The 17197-nt window shown below is 65.0% G+C and carries 18 protein-coding genes; 4 read left to right on the top strand and 14 right to left on the bottom strand.

Annotated elements, in window-relative coordinates:
• Positions 1–118: 118 nt before the first annotated feature.
• Entirely contained in the window at positions 119–2305 is a 2187-nt protein-coding gene (locus ACQPYR_RS24700; protein ID WP_433621330.1) for a serine/threonine-protein kinase, read from the bottom strand.
• A 344-nt stretch (positions 2306–2649) separates the two neighbouring features.
• Here ACQPYR_RS24700 and ACQPYR_RS24695 point away from each other — a divergent pair, with 344 nt between their 5' ends.
• Positions 2650–3054, top strand: a complete 405-nt coding sequence (locus tag ACQPYR_RS24695) for a hypothetical protein (protein ID WP_433621329.1) — start codon at positions 2650–2652, stop codon at positions 3052–3054.
• 64 nt (positions 3055–3118) lie between these two features.
• On the opposite strand, the gene ACQPYR_RS24690 is transcribed toward ACQPYR_RS24695, so the two are convergent.
• The 8 genes from ACQPYR_RS24690 to ACQPYR_RS24655 form a co-directional block, all read right to left on the bottom strand.
• Entirely contained in the window at positions 3119–3760 is a 642-nt protein-coding gene (locus ACQPYR_RS24690; protein ID WP_433621328.1) for a hypothetical protein, read from the bottom strand.
• A 284-nt stretch (positions 3761–4044) separates the two neighbouring features.
• Entirely contained in the window at positions 4045–4695 is a 651-nt protein-coding gene (locus tag ACQPYR_RS24685; protein ID WP_433621327.1) for a slipin family protein, read from the bottom strand.
• Positions 4696–5015: 320 nt separating this feature from the next.
• A complete protein-coding gene (gene yidC, locus ACQPYR_RS24680; protein ID WP_433621326.1) occupies positions 5016–5876 on the bottom strand; it encodes a membrane protein insertase YidC in 861 nt (286 codons plus the stop codon).
• 87 nt (positions 5877–5963) lie between these two features.
• Positions 5964–6263 (bottom strand): DUF6412 domain-containing protein, encoded by a 300-nt coding sequence (locus tag ACQPYR_RS24675; protein WP_433621325.1) that lies wholly within the window; start codon positions 6261–6263, stop codon positions 5964–5966.
• A 167-nt stretch (positions 6264–6430) separates the two neighbouring features.
• Positions 6431–6634, bottom strand: a complete 204-nt coding sequence (locus tag ACQPYR_RS24670; protein ID WP_433621324.1) for a hypothetical protein — start codon at positions 6632–6634, stop codon at positions 6431–6433.
• 53 nt (positions 6635–6687) lie between these two features.
• Positions 6688–7509, bottom strand: coding sequence for a helix-turn-helix domain-containing protein (locus ACQPYR_RS24665; protein WP_433621323.1), 822 nt, complete (start codon positions 7507–7509; stop codon positions 6688–6690).
• A 336-nt stretch (positions 7510–7845) separates the two neighbouring features.
• Complete coding sequence (locus ACQPYR_RS24660) at positions 7846–9018, bottom strand: PucR family transcriptional regulator (RefSeq protein WP_433621322.1); 1173 nt, start codon at positions 9016–9018, stop codon at positions 7846–7848.
• Between the two features lie 19 nt (positions 9019–9037).
• Positions 9038–9388, bottom strand: a complete 351-nt coding sequence (locus tag ACQPYR_RS24655) for a hypothetical protein (protein WP_433621321.1) — start codon at positions 9386–9388, stop codon at positions 9038–9040.
• 531 nt (positions 9389–9919) lie between these two features.
• Between ACQPYR_RS24655 and glnA the strand changes: the two genes are divergently transcribed.
• Positions 9920–11353 (top strand): type I glutamate--ammonia ligase, encoded by a 1434-nt coding sequence (gene glnA, locus ACQPYR_RS24650; RefSeq protein ID WP_433635233.1) that lies wholly within the window; start codon positions 9920–9922, stop codon positions 11351–11353.
• A 1-nt stretch (position 11354) separates the two neighbouring features.
• Here glnA and ACQPYR_RS24645 read toward each other — a convergent pair whose 3' ends face one another.
• On the bottom strand, positions 11355–12131 hold the full coding sequence (locus tag ACQPYR_RS24645; protein ID WP_433621320.1) for a helix-turn-helix domain-containing protein: 777 nt from the start codon (positions 12129–12131) through the stop codon (positions 11355–11357).
• A gap of 44 nt (positions 12132–12175) precedes the next feature.
• Between ACQPYR_RS24645 and ACQPYR_RS24640 the strand changes: the two genes are divergently transcribed.
• The gene (locus tag ACQPYR_RS24640; protein ID WP_433621319.1) at positions 12176–13063 is read left to right on the top strand and encodes an alpha/beta fold hydrolase; all 888 of its coding nucleotides are present in this window, start codon (positions 12176–12178) and stop codon (positions 13061–13063) included.
• Here ACQPYR_RS24640 and ACQPYR_RS24635 read toward each other — a convergent pair.
• Both ACQPYR_RS24635 and ACQPYR_RS24630 read right to left on the bottom strand, forming a co-directional pair.
• Complete coding sequence (locus ACQPYR_RS24635) at positions 13042–14625, bottom strand: DUF4873 domain-containing protein (RefSeq protein WP_433621318.1); 1584 nt, start codon at positions 14623–14625, stop codon at positions 13042–13044. The two genes, ACQPYR_RS24640 and ACQPYR_RS24635, sit on opposite strands and share 22 nt — an antisense overlap.
• Positions 14622–15521: an AurF N-oxygenase family protein gene (locus ACQPYR_RS24630; protein ID WP_433621317.1), complete on the bottom strand. Its 900-nt coding sequence runs from the start codon at positions 15519–15521 to the stop codon at positions 14622–14624. Before ACQPYR_RS24630 ends, ACQPYR_RS24635 begins: the two co-directional genes overlap by 4 nt.
• A gap of 97 nt (positions 15522–15618) precedes the next feature.
• Here ACQPYR_RS24630 and ACQPYR_RS24625 point away from each other — a divergent pair, with 97 nt between their 5' ends.
• Positions 15619–16335, top strand: coding sequence for a TetR/AcrR family transcriptional regulator (locus tag ACQPYR_RS24625; RefSeq protein ID WP_433621316.1), 717 nt, complete (start codon positions 15619–15621; stop codon positions 16333–16335).
• Between the two features lie 6 nt (positions 16336–16341).
• Here the strand turns inward: ACQPYR_RS24625 and ACQPYR_RS24620 are convergent, their stop codons facing one another.
• A complete protein-coding gene (locus tag ACQPYR_RS24620) occupies positions 16342–16521 on the bottom strand; it encodes a hypothetical protein (RefSeq protein ID WP_433621315.1) in 180 nt (59 codons plus the stop codon).
• Between the two features lie 74 nt (positions 16522–16595).
• Positions 16596–17189 (bottom strand): alpha/beta fold hydrolase, encoded by a 594-nt coding sequence (locus ACQPYR_RS24615; protein ID WP_433621314.1) that lies wholly within the window; start codon positions 17187–17189, stop codon positions 16596–16598.
• Positions 17190–17197: the final 8 nt, after the last annotated feature.

Below are 17197 nucleotides of genomic sequence, written 5' to 3'. Positions count from 1 at the left end.
CAGGCGAGTTGTCGCGCCGCGCGCCGGCACGAAACACGCGGAAACCGAGTCGTCTCTCCCCTGCTGTGCTATAGGACTGCGGGCGTCGCCGCATCACTGTGGTGTATCGGCACGGTGGTCAGCGCTGGTTCTGCCGCGAGCTGCCGGACAGCGTGCGTCGGAATGCTTGCAGGTCATCCTCGAGTTTTCGGTGCAGCCAATAGTTGCCGATGAAGCCGAAGACGCCTGCGATGGCGAGCCAGCGGATCGAATCGGTGACCAGGGCGACCTCGTCCGGTTTCAGGAACATCAGACCGTGGATGACGCCGATCAATGGAATTGATGCGGCGACTGCGAGGTAGCGGGTGCTGCGGCGGCTGAGGGCGCTGAGGTTGGCGTGGTCCTCGGGCGTGGTGCCGTATGGGAGAAGGCGGGGGTAGATGGCACGGACGACGAACAGGGTGACGAGAAAAAACGGGTAGGCGACGGCGATCGCGCCGGAGACCAGAAGTGAAGCGGACAAGTGCACCACCTGGCCGAGGGACAGGTCGGTGTCGCTGAGCAGTGCCATCGTGGTCACGATCGCGCTGACGCTCCACCCGGCGAATGCGACCCAGGCGACTCGGTCACCGACAGACAGGGTGTCCCTTCGTGCCAGCGCCAGAATCTCAGGGGTGAACGTCCGGCCCTTCCTCAGTCCGCGCCATACCACCAAGAAAACCCTGCGGCACAGGTAGTTCGTCACGATGAGGACCAGCAGGGGGATGATCAGTTCGAGCACTGGGTTGATGGCCCGCAAGGACTGTCGCTGGTCGTCCGGAATCCACGCCTCGATCAAGGCCCTGTTGTGCACGTTGCCGTACAGCACGCCGAGGAACCCTCCGGTCGCGCTGGCCAGGGTGACGATCGCCCCCAGCGACCAGGGACCGACTATCGAACGCAGACTGCTTCCCTGCGGGTCCACGAGATCGCGGGCGCGACGGTCCAGGCACAGCTCGAACTGCCGCGCCAACTCGGCGCCGCTCGACCAACGGTTGTCCCGCTGTGGCGCAAGGCATTTCAGCAACACTCGGCACAGGGTCGGCGGGCAGTCCGGCGGCAGCTCGGACAGGAACCGTGGTTCGATGTCTTGCTGCCGCAGCTCCAGCATGCGCGCCAGCGAGGTTTCGGATTCACCTGCCAGTGGTTCGTCGTCGAAGGGCCTGCGGCCGGTCAACAGTTCCCACAGCATGACGCCGAGCGCATAGATATCGCTGCGCAAGTCCAGATCTTCGGCGGTGGTCGGCAGCTCCGGATGGCAGGCGGCGAGTTGTTCGGGGGACATGTAGGCCAGCGACCCGCCGAAGTACGCCATCGGATTGGTTCCGGCCACATGGTTGCTGAAGCTGACATTGAAGTCGGCGAGCTTCGGAATGCCTTCCGCGGTCAGCAGCACATTGGCGGGTTTGATATCGCGATGCAACACCCCGCTGCGCGCGGCGTAGTCGAGCGCTTCGGCGAGCCGGCTGCCGAGCCACGCCACCGTTTCCGGCCACGAGTATCCGGTGATATCGCCGCGGATACCGGTCCCACTCGGGACGATGCCGCCCTGGTCCTGAATGGCGTGATCGACGGCGTCGAGCAGCAGGGCGCCGCCGCGGAGCTCCGGTGATCGCGCACGCACCAGATTCAGCACCCCGAGCAGCGTGCCGCCCGGAAGGTACTGCATGTACATCAATTTGAGCTCGCCGTTCTCGATCAGCCGATGATCGAAGACCCGCACGATGTGCTCGTGATCGAGCTGCGCCAGCGTCTCCGGCTCGGTGCCGCGGTTGTACGAGATCTTCACCGCGACCAGCCGTTGCATCGACCGTTGCCGTGCCAGGAATACCCGTGCGAAGGCGCCGCTGCCCAGTCCGACGAGCAGGTCGAAATCGTCCACGCTCGCACCGGCGCTGATCCCGTTGAGCGCTTCCAGAGACCGCGGCGGGGCGATCAGCGTGCTGCGGTAGTTGATATCGGACCCGGTCGGCGCGGTGGTCCCCACTTCGGTGGGCTGCGTGCCGGGATCCTGGTCGCGTCCGGATCGGCGCCGCACATGGAATTCCTCGTAGGCCAGATCGGGTGGCGTCGGCCCGGTGCACAGCTCGGTGTATTCGGCGCAGTACTGGGCGAGCCGCTTCGGATGGTCGTAGCGCAGCCATCGGTACTCCAGATCGACCTTGATCAGCTCGATCAGACACATCCGCCGCAATCCGGGCGCATCCGGCAGATACTCCGCGAGGTCTGGTGGCGCACCGGTCTTATCCCAGGTATCGGCGAACCGCCTGACAACCGATGCCAGCAAGGTGCGAGTTCGGTGGACAGCATCCGACTCATTCGTCGTCGGTTCCAACTCCGCTCCGATCCTCCGATCATTCCCAGAAGGCATCTCCAAGATGCAGTCTGTCATGGCGGCGAGGCCGCGACCAGGGATTTCCTGCCGGGACAGAGTGCGCGGGGGTATGCACAGCCGGGGGACGCCGGGCTGGACCAAGCATGAGTAACTGCTCGATCGCGGTGTCAGAGGGGGTGTCAGGTGTGTGTCAGGTCGGTGTCAGCCAACCCGGCGACAGTGTTCACATCGAACAAGACGACCGGCACCGACACGGTTTCAGTCGGCGCCACAACCGATTTCGAGGAGTACACGACATGTCGATCACCATCTCCCTGACCGACCAGGACCACAGCACCCTGCGCACCGCCGCCTACGGCGCGGTGTCGCTGATGGCCGCCTCCGGTGCGCCGCACAAGGGCATCACGCAGGCCTCGATCGTCCTGACCTCGGCGACCGGGCTGGTCGGGCACGTACTCGCCGCCAAGTCCAAAGACATCCACCTGCAAGGCAAGTCCGTCGCCGAACTCGCCGATCAGGTGCTGCCCGCCCTGACCGCGGCCACGAGGCTGCTCGGCGAGCAGGACCCGCGGGAGGCCGACAACTTCCGTGGCACGGTCCTGATCGCCGTCGAAGCCGCTGCCGGGCCCCGCAAGGGGGAGCCCAGCCTGGCCGCGGCCGCGATGGCCCGCAAGATCACCGCGGCCCTCGACGCTGCCTGACGGATGTGAAAGGGCCGAAATTCCCTGCGCTACAAGGGATTTCGGCCTTCAGTCGGGCTGTTCATCACTGGTTGATGATGCTCTTGGCGCCCACCATGCCCACCATGCTGAGGATCGGGAGCCCGATCACCAAATGTTCGACCGCCGTGGAGATCCCCACCCAGAGGTGGCTCGACAGTGCGAGTGGAATGATCACCGCCGCGGCGGTGAGGATTCCCACGATCCAGTTGAAGAACAATTCCGGTGACGGAGTTCCCAGGCGCAGCAGATACCAGAGCACCCCGGCCAGCAGCGTGCAGATGAAGGCCACGGCCGCGAACCAGTACGCGTCCTGGGACATGGGGTTCCACACCCCGAAATTGCCGCTCTCGGTCACCCGGGTGGCGATGATCTCGATAATCCAGGCGCACAGCCATGCCGCGAGCGCGGTCACCACCGCCGCCGCGAACACACCCCCAACGAACATGCCGATGTTGACGTCCGGCCCCTGCTGTGGTCGAGACTGCCGGTCCGGATAATCGGACTGCTGGTACGTGCCGTATCCGTGGTCTGGGCTGTATCCGTGATCTTGGCTGTATCCGTGATCTTGGCTGTACGCGGGATCACGGTAGTTCCTCGGCTGATAACCCGCTTCGTAATGTGCGGTGTGCTGGTCGCGCGGATCCCTGGGGTTCAACCGCCGATCACCTCCGTCGAGAGCATTCATGTGCGTCGAGTGTAGGGCTGCCGTGCACAGGCTGCTGCCCGCCTGCCCATTCCGGCGCTCCGTATGCGTAATATGACCCAATCGGAACACAAACGGGTCCTTGATGATTCGTCATGTCGCGGATGTCCTGATCTTGGGCTGATGGCCGTCCGATCCCGACGACTGGATGGTCTGCGGATCGAGGGTGCGTATCGGAATTCGCGGTCCCTTTCCAATGTGGTCGGACTGCGCCTGAGGTCGCCCAACGCTGAAAGCCCTCGTCCGCGTGGACAAGGGCTTTCAGCTCACGTGCGCTCGCGCGGGTCGAGCACGACCTGTGTTCCCGGCGTGGTTGCGACCTGCAGGGTGCGCAGTCGCAGCAGTGTCGGGTGTTCCTCGAGCAGTCGCGCGGTATTGGCCAGTGACCGTAGTGCGGCCGCTTCCGCCCGCGCTCGTTCGAGCTCGGCCCGGCCGCGTTCCTTGGCGAGCACGGTTTCCAGTGCGGCCTTGCGTAGTTCACCGGGCAGCATCAGGTCGCGGGCGTTGAGTGCGTCGATGCGTATGCCGAGTCCTGTTACCGCCGTGCTGATTTCGGCGATGTCCCCGACGAGCAGCGTGCGGTCGGTGACGAGTTCGTCGAGGGAATGGCTTGCCACCGCCCGGCGGGCGGCATCCTGCACCGCCGCGTACAGCACGCTTTCCGGGTACTGTGCACCAATGGTGAACGCCTCCGGATCGGTGACCTGCCAGTTCAGTGCGTAGCTGACCCGCAGTGCGAGTCCGTCGCGGGTGAGCAGTTCCTGGCCGCTGACATTCAGCAGCCGGGGCCGCATGTCGACGACGATCAGCGTGCAGCGCTTGGCGTCGTAGCGGTGGCGTCCTGGCTCGAGAACTCGCTCGAGTGTGCCGTCGCGGTACAGCAGCGTTCGCTGCCACTCCATGACCGTCGTGTACATGTTTCACTCCTCCCCTACCGTGTGTCGTTGGCTGCCTGGTTGTTTCGGATATCACCCGGTTCCGGTCACGGGTTCGCGGCGGGGGCGTCCCGCGGCCGTAGCCGCGGAGCCCGCAGAGCCGTTTGCCGTATCCGACCGGAACCGGGTGACATCGCAGTGGGAATCGAACCCATCCAGGCTTGGAGCCCTTCGCCAGGTGCGAGACCGAGCCCGACACGGGGAACGCGGGTGCGGAGATTCCGCTGCGCCCCTTGACTCGACCTGGAACAACCATAGGGTTCGCGGTACAGGTCCGCGAATGATTTATCGCCGCTTCGGTTTCACGCCCGGTTTGGGGGTGGCGTCGGCCCGGGTCGCGGCGATTCGCTTGCCTCGGCGGCTGTTTCGGCATCGAGGCGGCGGTAGACGAAGTGCTGTTGTGCGAGCGTCCAGGCATTGTTCGTGACGAAGTACAGCAGGATCGCCACCGGTAGCAATGCGCCGCCGAGAATCGCGGCCGCCGGGAAGACCCACAGGCTCAGCGTGCGCATGAAGGGCAATTGCGTCGCCCCGGTCTGCCGATCCATTGACGCACGCGCAGTGAAATGCGTTGCGATAGAGGCGATCAGCATGAGTGGAAGGGCCACGACCGCCACGGTCGACAGCAGTTCGCCGGCACCGGCGAGTGTTGCCGACAGCGGTGCGCCGAACAGATCGGCATGCAGGAACGACTGCACATCACCCGGACCGAAGAGGTAATTCGCAGTCGCGGCATTCTGTTCGCCCGTCATTGTCGCGGTACGCCCGAACGGTAGATAGTCGAAGGTCCCGGTGCGGTCGAACGAACGCAGCACATGGAACAGGCCGACGAATACGAAGACCTGGGCGATCATCGGAATCAGGCTCGAGAAGAGATTGACACCGTTGTCCTTGTACAACTGCTGGATTTCGGTATTCCTGCGGACCGGATCGTCTTTGTATTTCTGCTGAATGGCTTTGACGCGGGGTTGCAGCCGCTGCGCAGCCGCCTGGATGCGCGCTTGTCTCAAAAATGGCAGGAATAGCGCTGCGCGGAGAGTGATCACGAGAAATATCACCGCGAGTACCCACGCGAGTCCGCTGAGGGGGCCCAGGACGGCGGCGAAGGCGGTGTGCCACAACCAGAGAATGGCGGACACCGGATAATAGATGAAGTCGAGCATGAGAGCACCTGACTGTGGGAACGTGCGTATGCGCACGTCGATGGGATGGTCAGCCGAATCGCCTGGGGACCAGGCGGCGAGTGATCGCTAAGCGGTGACCGAACCAGGTGCTCGTGGGCGCGGACGTCCGGCGGTGTCCGGATTGCTCTGACGCAGGAAGGAACCCCGGCGGCGACGTTGCGCCGAGGGTGGCGGGCCCGAGCGGGCCAGCGCCATCGGGATACGTCGAGTGCTCTGCAGGGCGAGCAGCGTCAAGGTCAGCGAGGCGGCGATGACACCGAAGACGGCCAGTGCCGCCGGTTCATTCGACGGCGCCGCGGCCAGGGCGAGCGCGGGCACGACGAGTGCGAAGACCGCAAACGCCATGATGTGTACCCGCGAGAACATGCCAAGAGCTTACCGACTACATTGCACAGCCGCCGTCCGCTGTGAAGGGGTAGACGAACTGGTCGACATACCGGTCGGGTAGTCGGGTTTCGCTGCCATACCGAGATCGTCGGTGCCGAAGCGTCGTGCCGGATCGTAGGAGTAGGTGCGGAACAGGTGATCCCAGATCAGCGTGAACAGGCCCGGTACGGAATCAGTCGCTCCACCAGAAACGAGGCGACGATCGCGACCGCCAGTATGAGCAGTAACGAAAATTTCAGCGCGCCAGCGGAACTCAGCGCAATACCGACGCCGATGAGGCCGATCAGCATGACGGGCACATAGCCGTAGCACGCGAGACGCTGTGTGGGCGTGTAGACAATGGTGGTCATAGGGGCAAGCCTGGTCGGCCGTGCCCGGCATGACTTGAACGATTCGGCTGGACCTACGGGGCGTCGCCGAGATCCCAGTCGACGCGTCGGTTCAGGGCCGAGGGCGGCAGTCCGAAGGTGCGGCGGCAGGTGCGGGTCAGGTGGGAGCTATCGGCGAAACCGGCGGCGTGGGCGGCGGCGGTGAGATCGTCTCCGGAGCGGACGCGGGTTATCGCCACATGTAGTCGGAGCCAGAGAATATAGGGCCGCAATGGAATTCCGACCTGTTCGGTGAACAGATGGGTGAGTCGGGTTGCGGAAATGCCGACCCGGCGTGCGACATCCGCGCCGCGGATCGGTCCGTCGGCGACGATGGAAGGCAGCAGTCGCAGCACCTCGGCCACTGCCTCGTGGCGCTCGTCCTCGATGCTGTGCGAATTGTCGCGTTCGAGATCATCGACCACCTCGGCGACCAGTTCGGCGAGTGTTTCCCGCTCCGGATCGATGGGCAGGGAATGCTTACAATCGGCCCACCCGTAGGTGTGGGCTCTGCGGTCGGCGGCCGCGCCCGCGACGGACTCCGGATCGAGATAGATCGCGGTGCCGCGCTCTGCCCCGGTGGCGATGCGATGCGGTGCGTCGGCGGGCACGATGACATATGTGCCGCGATGCCGAATGCCGCTCGCGTCCACCACGACCACCGGAGTACATGCGGCGACCACTTGGACGGCGTGATGGGCGTGCAAAGCGGTGGGACCGATGCTGCCGCCGAAGGCGAGCACGCCGGCGCGCAGCAATGCGGTACCCTCCCAACGCAATTCACCGGGCGACCCGGAGACGTAGTGCACGGATCGGGGCGAGGTGGATGCCCCGTCGGTAACCAGAGCCTTCATCATCGGATGCTCCCGGGTGACTGCGAATCCCGAATCGGATCCCCCACGGAGACTATCCCGGCCGCACGGCCGCTGTCAGGGTAACGGCGACGCGATCGACGAAGCCGGTGATCAAGGGCCGGGCGATCGGGGTGTCCGGGAATCGGATGCGCAGCGAGACCGTCACCGGCGCAGGGGAACCACAGCTGCACACCACCGAGCGGCGCACTGCGGCTGAACTGCGTCGCATGACGCGGCCGGGACCGCAGCGCAGCTCGAACCGCCCGGCAGCATCGATCCGAGAAATCTGGCGGTGGCGACCCGCGCTGCGGCTTGCGTTGTTTGTCGGAGTGACCGAACTCAGGGCCCGAAGGCAGCGGATTCGAGGCGGCGGGCCAGTCGGGCCGCGGATAGGGTCATGGCGTCGGCGGGGCGATGCGGGTCGAGGCCGGTGAGTTCGTGGACGCGGGACAGGCGGTAGGTGACCGTATTCCGGTGCACGCTGAGCTGACGCGCCGTCGCCAACTGGTTGAAACCGCTGTCGACGAACACCTCGAGGGTTTCCGCCAGCATGGGCTGTGTATCGAGGGGCGCGAGTACCGACGCCAGCCCGGGCCGTGCCGCATCACTGACCGCTACCGTGTATTCGAACTGCAAATCCATTCTGCGGCAGAGTATTTCGCGACGTGTCAGGCATCGACCCAGTTCGGCCAGCACCCGCGCCTCGGCAAAGATCGTCGGGATCTGGGCCCTGCTCGCCGCGGTACCGACACCGACCCAGTAGGGCGGCGTTCGATCGGGCTGATGTGCTGGTAGTCGTGCAGTGAGACCGGTGATCGCGGCCGTACCGTCATCGCCGGGTTGCAGCGGGATCAATGCGGTCCAGCCGCCCGGGTCCAGCCGCAGGAAGACGCCCGGAATCGCCTCGACCCGGTGCCGCAGCGCCGAAGCGTGCCCGCCGCGGGTGCCGCAGAGGCGGAATACCGCGACGAGGAAGTCGTCCGCGACCGGAATGACCGGATCATTGGCCCACTCCACCGGATCGCGTCCGGTGAGCAGGGCCTCGGCGATACCTCGGCGACGCTCCAGCAATTCCCAGCGCGGATCGTGCGAGCGCAGGGTGGCCGCGCCCGCGATGCGCGTCATGACCAGCGTGATGTACTTCAGCAGCACCAGCGAGGCGTCGAGCAGCAGTTCCTGCTCGGCGGGGGTGGCCGCTTCGCGCAGCCGGTCCCAGATGAAGGCCGAGCCGAGCCGATATCGGTCCAGCACCTCGGTCAGTGGCGTGCCGTCGCGGAGCCGGTCCATGGCCAGCTCGACGAGCTCCCCGGTCTCCTCCTCGGAGGGTTCGGTGCCGCGGCGCAGATATTCGAAGAACAGGTCGACATTGAGTTTCGTGCCGCGCGCGAAATCGGTCTCGACCAGGGACTGCGGGATCCGCGGGTACGGCGGCAGGCTTTCGTAGAACCCGTCGACCAGCGACGCGGCTCTTCGATGCAAATCGTCGACGACCCGGGTCCGCGTCGGCGTCATTGAGCTTCTCCGTCCCGCACTACGAGTACAAGCTCTCGATCGTGTCGTTGTAGCGGGTGGCGATCGGGGAGCGCTCGAGTTTGCCGGTCGCCGTCAGAACATCGCTTGCGGGCTCCCACACCTCCGGTAGCACGATGTACTTCTTGATCTGCTCCACCCGGGAGAGTTTGCCATTGGCGGCGGCCGCACCTTGCTCGATTGCAGCCAAGACCTCCGGATTCTTCGCGAATTCGGCGACGGTGGTTGCGGTGAGCCTGTTGCGCCGGCCGAAAGCCTGCACCAGGTCGGGATCGAGGCAGATCAGCGCGGTGTTGTACGGACGCTGCTCACCGATCACCACGACGGTGCCCGCGAGCGGGCCCATCAGCACGGCGCATCGACGAACCGTGGCGCTAGCGACAAACGAGCAGACTGTCGGGCCTCACCTTGTGCACATGACCAACGATCGCGGGTCGACAGGTCGATAACGCTCCGGGCTGACGTACTGGATCACGTCACCGATGACAAATCGACACGTCATCGTTTCGAATAGCGTCGCTCAGGCGCAGTCCGCGCGGACGTGCAGATCAGCCACCGCCGTGCCCGCGACCGTGGTGTCGGAGATGGCGAAGTTCATCTCGTGGGTGGTTTGCCCGGCACCAGCGGGTTGAGGACCGCGCCTGGGAAACTCTCGCGCGAACTTTGTGCGGCTGCCCGGGGTGGCCGCGGACACGCCGGATCGGTCCGTTTCTCGCCCGGATTCGGGTCCGTCATTGATGTCGAAGTCGTATCGTGAGACTCGGCGAGCAGGACCTGCCGTGACCCATGGACGGGTCCGGTCGTCAGGGCGTCGCCTCGCCACCCGCGGATAGACCTGCGCCGCGAAAGCGAGGAGCAAGCCGTGTTGAACGAGCGAGCAGCCTTGACTGCCACCACCGACGGAATTCTGGAATACATCTGCGCCGCGGAAGTCGAATACGTCGATATTCGATTCTGCGACGTTCCCGGTGTGCAGCAACACTTTTCGATACCGGCCGTAACATTCGGCGCGGATCTGGTCGACAACGGGATCGCCTTCGACGGCTCGTCGGTGCGCGGATTCCAGTCGATCCACGAATCGGATATGTTGCTGCTCCCGGATCTGCGCACCGCGCAATTGGACCCCTTCCGTGCCGCGAAGACCCTGAATTTGAACTGCTTCGTGCACGATCCGCATACGCACGAGGCCTACAGCCGCGATCCGCGCAATGTCGCGCGCAAGGCCGAGGAGTATCTGAAGAGCACCGGCATCGCCGATACCGCCTACTTCGGACCGGAGGCGGAGTTCTACATCTTCGACGCCGTGCGCTACGACACCAAGATGAACGGCGCCTTCTACGAGGTGGATTCGTCCTCCGCCGACTGGAACACCGGCGCCGAATACAATCCGGACGGCACGATCAACCGCGGGTACAAGGTGCGCCCGAAGGGCGGCTACTTCCCGGTGGCACCGTACGACGCCGATGTCGATGTGCGCGATCGGATGTGCACGAATCTGCAGAACGCCGGCTTCGAATTGGAGAAGGGGCACCACGAGGTCGGTACGGCGGGCCAGGCCGAGATCAACTACAAATTCAATACCCTGCTGGCCGCCGCCGATGACCTACAGCTGTACAAGTACATCATCAAGAACACCGCATGGGCCGAGGGCAAGACCGTCACCTTCATGCCCAAACCACTGTTCGGCGACAACGGTTCCGGCATGCATGTGCACCAATCCCTGTGGTTGAACGGCATCCCACTGTTCTACGACGAAGCCGGATATGCGGGCCTGTCCGATCTGGCCCGGCACTATATCGGCGGACTGTTACTGCATGCGTCATCGTTGCTGGCATTCACAAATCCGACCGTGAACTCCTACAAGCGCCTGGTGCCCGGGTTCGAGGCACCCGTGAATCTGGTCTACAGTCAGCGCAATCGCTCAGCGGCCGTGCGCATTCCGGTCACGGGCGCGAATCCGAAGGCCAAGCGTCTGGAATTCCGCTGCCCCGACTCCTCGGGCAATCCGTACCTGGCCTTCGCCGCCATGATGATGGCCGGTCTGGACGGTATCCGCCGCAAGATCGAACCCCCCGTCCCGATCGATAAAGACCTCTACGAGCTCACCCCGGAGGAATCCGCCGAGGTCACCCAAACCCCGCCCAGCCTCGACAGCGTTATCGACCGACTGGAAGCCGATAACGACTACCTGACCGAAGGCAATGTCTTCACCGACGACCTGCTCGAAACCTGGATCCGCCTCAAGCGCGATAACGAGATCTCCGAAATCAATGTCCGCCCGCACCCCTACGAATTCGAGCTCTACTTCGACGTCTAGGTCAGTCGATGTGCAGCTCGCCGTTTATGGTGAGGAAGGCGGTGGGGGTGAGGCCGAACATGGCGCGGAAGGTATCGCTGAAATGCGAAGGGGAGGCGAAACCCGCGTCCACGGCGGCGCGGGTGAGGTCGTGGCCCGCGGCGTAGGCCCTGCCGACGCGCAGCATCCGCGCCCACTGCACGTAACGGCGGAAACTGGTGCCGGTCTGTTCGGCGAAGGTACGCAGGAAGTAGGAGGTGGATAGTCCTGCGGCACTTGCCTTTTCGGCTGCGCGTTGCTGCTGGGTCGGATCGGCGCGGATGGCCGTGGCGACGGCGGCGATGCGGGGATCGCGGATGGTGGGAACCGGGATGCTGGCCAGCTCGAGCAGACGGTCGATGTCCGGTGCCGGGTCGGCGCACAGCTCGATCAGTTCGGCCTCGTTGCGATGGTCGGCGCTGTATCCGTTGACGGTGCGGCGCATACCGCCGAGGCAGCGGGCCATATTTTCCGAGGTCGGGTCGAAGAAGCAGAAGAGCTTGGGCACGTCGGTGTCCAGGATGTGGTGCGTGACGCGGGCCCGGAACAGGAAGCTGCGGGCGGTGATGTCCGCAGCGTCCGCGACCCGGACCCGGAACGGGGCGTCGAGTCCGACCCCGAGACCGGCGATCGCGGTGGAGTGCGCGCCAAGAGCCATCCCGGGCCCGATGTAGATCGCGTGGCCGAGTCGTAGCCAGAGCCGGGCGGAGGTGACCGCCGTTTCGGGAGCGCACGTTTCTGGAAGTGCCGACCGCGCCATATCCGCGACGATACAGAAAGTCGCAGGACAGACGGGAGATCAGGATGAAGCTGGATGGGCAGGCGGAATCGACCTTCGAGCTGAGGGAGGTCACGGTCGACGGCGCGCGGCTGCGTTATGTCGATGTCGGGCAGGGTGATCCGCTGGTGCTGTTGCACGGCTGGCCGGAGAGTCACGCCGCATGGCGGCACCAGATCGGCCCGCTCGCACTATCGCGGCGGGTCATCGCACCGGACTGGCTCGGTTGGGGTGCTTCCGATCGGGATACGGCTTTGAGTTGTGACTACGACAGCGAGGTCGAGCGGATCGGGCGCATGTTGGATGCGCTCGGCCTGGAGCGTGTCGATCTGGCCTGTCACGACTACGGCGGTTTCCTCGGATTGGGGTTTCTGCAGCGTCATCCGGAACGGGTGCGCCGCTTCGCGATTCTGAATTCACGGGCGCAGGGCATTTTCACGCCGCCGTACTACCTGCTGTTCGGCTTGCTGACCGTGCTGGCACGGACCGCGCTGCTGCGGCCGCTCGTCACCGCACGGGCCATTCAATGGGTGCATCGCGTCGGTCTCGCACCGTACGTGCGCAACGGATCCTTCGACAGCGAACAGCTGCGTCGGTACCTCGCAGTCTTGGACACTGCGGCCGGTCGTCGCTGGAACGCCCACTTCTGGTCCGGCTATCGCGTCCGGATCCGCCCGGAATTGGCTGCCGGACTGGGTGCGATCAGCTGCCCGACGACTGTCATCTGGGGCGACCACGACCCGGCTATCCCGTTCCGCACCGCACGCGAACTTGCCGAAGCAATTCCCCACGCCACGCTGGTCCGCATCGACGGCGGCGACCATTTCATCATGGAAGAACGCCCCGATGAGGTCACCGAGGCGTTGCGCGCCTGGCTGCTGCGCCCGGCCACTCAGACCGCGGCCAGCGGGTAGGGCGGGGTGCCGATACCGACGATGCGGAGGTTGCCCCAGGGGTCGCGCTCCTGGAGGCGACCCGCGGTCGGCACGCCGCCGGGCAGGGTGAGCAGAACCTCGGCGCGTCCGGGATCGGGCAATTCGTGGCCGTCGCTCGGGGCGACGCGTCCGTACCAGTGGTAGCGGCCGTCGATCGGATCCGGATGCCCGCCGAGGGTGACTTCGACCGGTACTTCCACCCCCGGGGCGTCGAGCAGCGCCGGACCCGAATACTCGTGTGCCGGTTCACGATCCGCTGGCACGGTCAGGTCGTAGTGGACGGGGTCGGGTCGGCGCATGGTGCGCCAGTAGGAGACGCGGGCCGCTTTAGACTGCACCCGCCGATTGAATTCGTGCTGGGTCGCGGCGCGGACCTCGATCCGACTTGCGGAGGTCTTGCGCAGCAGCTCCAGGCATTGGCGGATATAGCGGGCCTGCGCCTCGATCATGAAGACGATGGACTGATTTCCGCCACCGGAATTCGGGCCCATGATGAGGAACAGGTTCGGGAAGCCGTGCACGGCGATGCCGAGGAACCCTTGCATCCCAGGGCGCCACGCCTTGTGGAGAGTGAGCCCATTCGCGCCGACGATGTGCTGATCGCCGAACCGGTCGCAGATCTCGAACCCGGTCCCGTACACGATGGCGTCGAATTCCTGCTCGATACCATCGGCGGTGACGATCCCGAACTCGGTGATCGAGGCGATCGGTGAGGTTACCAGCGCGACATTATCCCGCTGCAGCGCCGGGTAATAGTTGTCGGACACCAGAATTCGCTTACATCCGAGGCGGTGGTCCGGCGTAAGGCTGCGCCGCAGCTCCGGGTCGGCCACTTGACGACGCCGATGCGCCGGCGCCGCCATCTCCGCGCGACGCATGAGCTCCGGATTCATGAATGCCGGCGTCAACGACTCGTAGCCCCAATGGATCGCCCAGCGGTAGAGCCGTTGCGCCCCTGGCAGATACCGGAACATCCGATGCTGAACCGAAGAGCGCAGCCCATCCGGCTTCGGCGCGATCAAGTGTGGTGTCCGCTGGAACACGGTCACCTGCGCGGCCTGCTCGGCGATCTGCGGTACGAATTGCACTGCGCTGGAACCGGCTCCGATGACGGCGATCCGCTTGCCAGCTACTTCGAAATCGTGGCCCCACTGCGTCGAGTGGAAACTGTATCCCCGGTACACATCCCGGCCCGGAAGGTCCGGCACGCACGGTTCGTGTCCCGGTGCCATCACCACCGCGCGCGGCTGAAAGTGCCGCCCGTCCGCGGTCTGCACGTGCCAGCGGTCCGTCTCGTCATCGAAGTCGAGTGCGGCGACTTCGGACCGCAGCCGAATATGCTTGCGAATGTCGAATTTGTCCACGGTGCGGTGCAGATACTCCAATATCTGTGGCTGCCCGGCGAACATGCGGGTCCACTGCTCGGTCTCCTCGGCCTTGTCCAGCACGACGAAGTCGTCGAAACCGGACTTGCGTAGCTCGATCGCCATGCCGATGCCACCGATTCCGGCTCCGACAATGACGATTTCGGGTTCGGTCATGCGTAGAGTCCCCGCCAGCGCCAGATTCGCTTGCCCAACGGGCCGATCAAGCCCTGCTTGTCCAGGAACGCACCGAGGTTCGCGGCGCCGGTACCGAGCGCCTTCTTCGCATACGGGTTGTTCGTGGCGATCCGGCGCGCCGCGCGACCGTCCAGCCCGGCCCGGTCGTACATGTGCCGGTTGGTCATCAGGTAGACGAACAGCGGTGCGGCCACCGCGACACATAGCCGCGTGTAGGCCAATTCGGCCTGCGACATGCTCGGCACCCGGCGCGCCAGTGCGTCGCGGGCGAATCCGATATGGCGCGCCTCCTCGGTGACGTGGATCCGCATCGCCCGGGAAACCAAGGGCTGCAACTCCGGATCGTCGAGGGTGCGCCGCTGCAGCGCGTCGAAGATCTCCTCGCCGACGAGTGCGCCCACCCAGGTCATCGACCCGCGCAGAAACAGCGGCAGGGTCCCGATGGCGAGGCGGCCGGGCAGCCGTGGCCAGTACGGACGCGCCTCGATCCGGTCGATGAGCTTGCCGAACATCATCATGTGCCTGCACTCGTCACCCATTTCGGTGAGGGTGTAGTGCGAATGCCGGGTGGTCGGATCATCGCGCATCAGTTCCCGCAGCAGCAGGCGGTTGAGCAGATTCTCGAACCAAATGCCGACGGACAGGACATTGGCCAGCTCCTGGCGCGACAGTTCCCGGCGCTGCTGCGGAGTCATCGATTCCCACAGCGCGGTGCCGTAGAGCGAAACCACCTCCGGCGGCAGAAACAGTTTGTCGGGATCGAGCGGTGCGTCCCAGTCCATGTCGATGGCAGGTTCGTACGACTTCTTCACCGAACCGGTCAGCAGGCGCTGCGCGAAGGATTCCTGTGGGATGACTGCGGCCTCGTTGCCCATGTCGGCTCCAACTTTCGAATACCTGATACAAGCTGTAACACTCAGATTAGTGAGACAGACTGTCACGGTCAATAGCTGTTCCGGGTATCGTGAGCTGGTGAGCAGTACCGCGAGAAAGCGCGATCCCGCCGCGTCGGACGGTCGCAGCACCCGATGGCACGGCCACAAGGTTCGCCGTCGCGCAGACGTCATCGATGCGGCGATCACGGTGATCGAAGAGCAGGGTGTCGAGGTGTCGGTACAGGCGATCGCGGACCGGCTGCAGCTGCCGCGTCCGGTGGTGTACCGGCATTTCGACGGGCGCGCCGATCTCGATGAGCAGATTCGCCGGGAGATCCTGAATTCACTGCTGACCGCACTGATGCCGACCCTGCAGCCCGACGGCACCCTGCGCGATGCCGTGCGGGCTGCGATCGGTACCTACATCGGTTGGGTCGAGCGTCATCCGAATCTGCACCGATTCCTGGGCGATCCCGCACCGCTTGGGGATTCGTCACAGGCGCTGGCCGGTGCGCGCGATCGCATCGGCGGTCGGCTCGCCGATATGTTCGCAATATCGTTGGCGCGCTTCGGAATCGATCCGAATCGCGCCCGCCCGATGGCCTTCGGCATCATCGGCTTCGTCGACGGTTTCGTGAACAACTGGCGCTCCGATGCCGGGACCACACTGTCCTGCGATCAAGTCGAAGGCATCCTCACCGAATCCGTGCTCGCGCTGTTCGAGGGCAATGCGCGCAGTCTCGGAGTTCCGCTGGAACGCGACACTGTCGTCAAAGATCTGCTGAGCCGCGCGGAACCCGTACGGTCCCAATAGAATCCGTCACCGCATCAGCCACTCCGCACATCGGCGGGTGAGCAATGGCATGACCACCCACACCATCGCCGCCACGGCGATCGGCACGATAACCGCAAGCCGCAGCGGCGGGGCCAGCGGTTCGAGCAGCGGCCCTGAGATCGTCACCAGAACTGTGAGCAGCGGATAGATGCCGATGACCGTCAACAGCCACAGTTTCCATTTGACCGGACCCGTGGGTCGCGTGGCCGGTATGCGGCTTTCGCCTGTCTGCTGCCGAGTCACCGTGCGGCCGCCTGGATTTCATCGACCAACCGAACGGCCTCGGGCAGTTCGATGTGATCGTCCGGGAAGTCGCCCAGATGGCTCCCGGTCGCGGTGAGCACGGCGGTGGCCTCCAGGCCGCGCACCAGCAGTCCGACGTGTTCGACCGGATCGGGCACGTTGACCGGATCGTCGGCGGCCGCCAGCACCCGGAACTCGCGTGCCGCGCCACGAATTCGTGCCCAGTCGAACGGTTCGGCGAAGAATTCGGCCAACAGATCATAGCCGACCTCATGTGCTGCGGTGGACACCAGTAGCACTCCGGCGAATTGCCCGGCCGCGGCGACATCGTGCTGCTCGAGCACGCGCAGCACATTGACCCCGCCGATGCTGTGGCCGACCAGAACGGTATCGCCTGCGGGGCCCGCCGCGGCCACCGCTTCGGCGAAGGCTTTGCGCCACGGGTCCAGCCGGGGTGCGTCTGGATCGGGCAGGTTCGGGATCGTCACGGAATGACCGAGCGCGGTCAGCTCCGCCGTGAAGTAGGGAAACCAGACGCTGTCTGCCCGGGATCCGAGGCCGTGGTTCACCACGATCGCACTCACTGTCACTCATCTCC

It is taken from the genome of Nocardia sp. CA-120079, assembly GCF_050955745.1.
Taxonomy (GTDB): Bacteria; Actinomycetota; Actinomycetes; order Mycobacteriales; family Mycobacteriaceae; genus Nocardia.
The sequence above is the reverse complement of the archived record's forward strand: the minus strand, read 5'-3'. Positions and strand labels throughout refer to the sequence as shown.

Coding starts and splice junctions, on each gene's coding strand:
- ACQPYR_RS24695 (WP_433621329.1), top strand. CDS start 2,650: ATGTCGATCACCATCTCCCTGACCGACCAGGACCACAGCACCCTGCGC.
- ACQPYR_RS24690 (WP_433621328.1), bottom strand. CDS start 3,760: ATGAATGCTCTCGACGGAGGTGATCGGCGGTTGAACCCCAGGGATCCG.
- ACQPYR_RS24685 (WP_433621327.1), bottom strand. CDS start 4,695: ATGTACACGACGGTCATGGAGTGGCAGCGAACGCTGCTGTACCGCGAC.
- yidC (WP_433621326.1), bottom strand. CDS start 5,876: ATGCTCGACTTCATCTATTATCCGGTGTCCGCCATTCTCTGGTTGTGG.
- ACQPYR_RS24675 (WP_433621325.1), bottom strand. CDS start 6,263: ATGTTCTCGCGGGTACACATCATGGCGTTTGCGGTCTTCGCACTCGTC.
- ACQPYR_RS24670 (WP_433621324.1), bottom strand. CDS start 6,634: ATGACCACCATTGTCTACACGCCCACACAGCGTCTCGCGTGCTACGGC.
- ACQPYR_RS24665 (WP_433621323.1), bottom strand. CDS start 7,509: ATGATGAAGGCTCTGGTTACCGACGGGGCATCCACCTCGCCCCGATCC.
- ACQPYR_RS24660 (WP_433621322.1), bottom strand. CDS start 9,018: ATGACGCCGACGCGGACCCGGGTCGTCGACGATTTGCATCGAAGAGCC.
- ACQPYR_RS24645 (WP_433621320.1), bottom strand. CDS start 12,131: ATGGCGCGGTCGGCACTTCCAGAAACGTGCGCTCCCGAAACGGCGGTC.
- ACQPYR_RS24640 (WP_433621319.1), top strand. CDS start 12,176: ATGAAGCTGGATGGGCAGGCGGAATCGACCTTCGAGCTGAGGGAGGTC.
- ACQPYR_RS24635 (WP_433621318.1), bottom strand. CDS start 14,625: ATGACCGAACCCGAAATCGTCATTGTCGGAGCCGGAATCGGTGGCATC.
- ACQPYR_RS24630 (WP_433621317.1), bottom strand. CDS start 15,521: ATGGGCAACGAGGCCGCAGTCATCCCACAGGAATCCTTCGCGCAGCGC.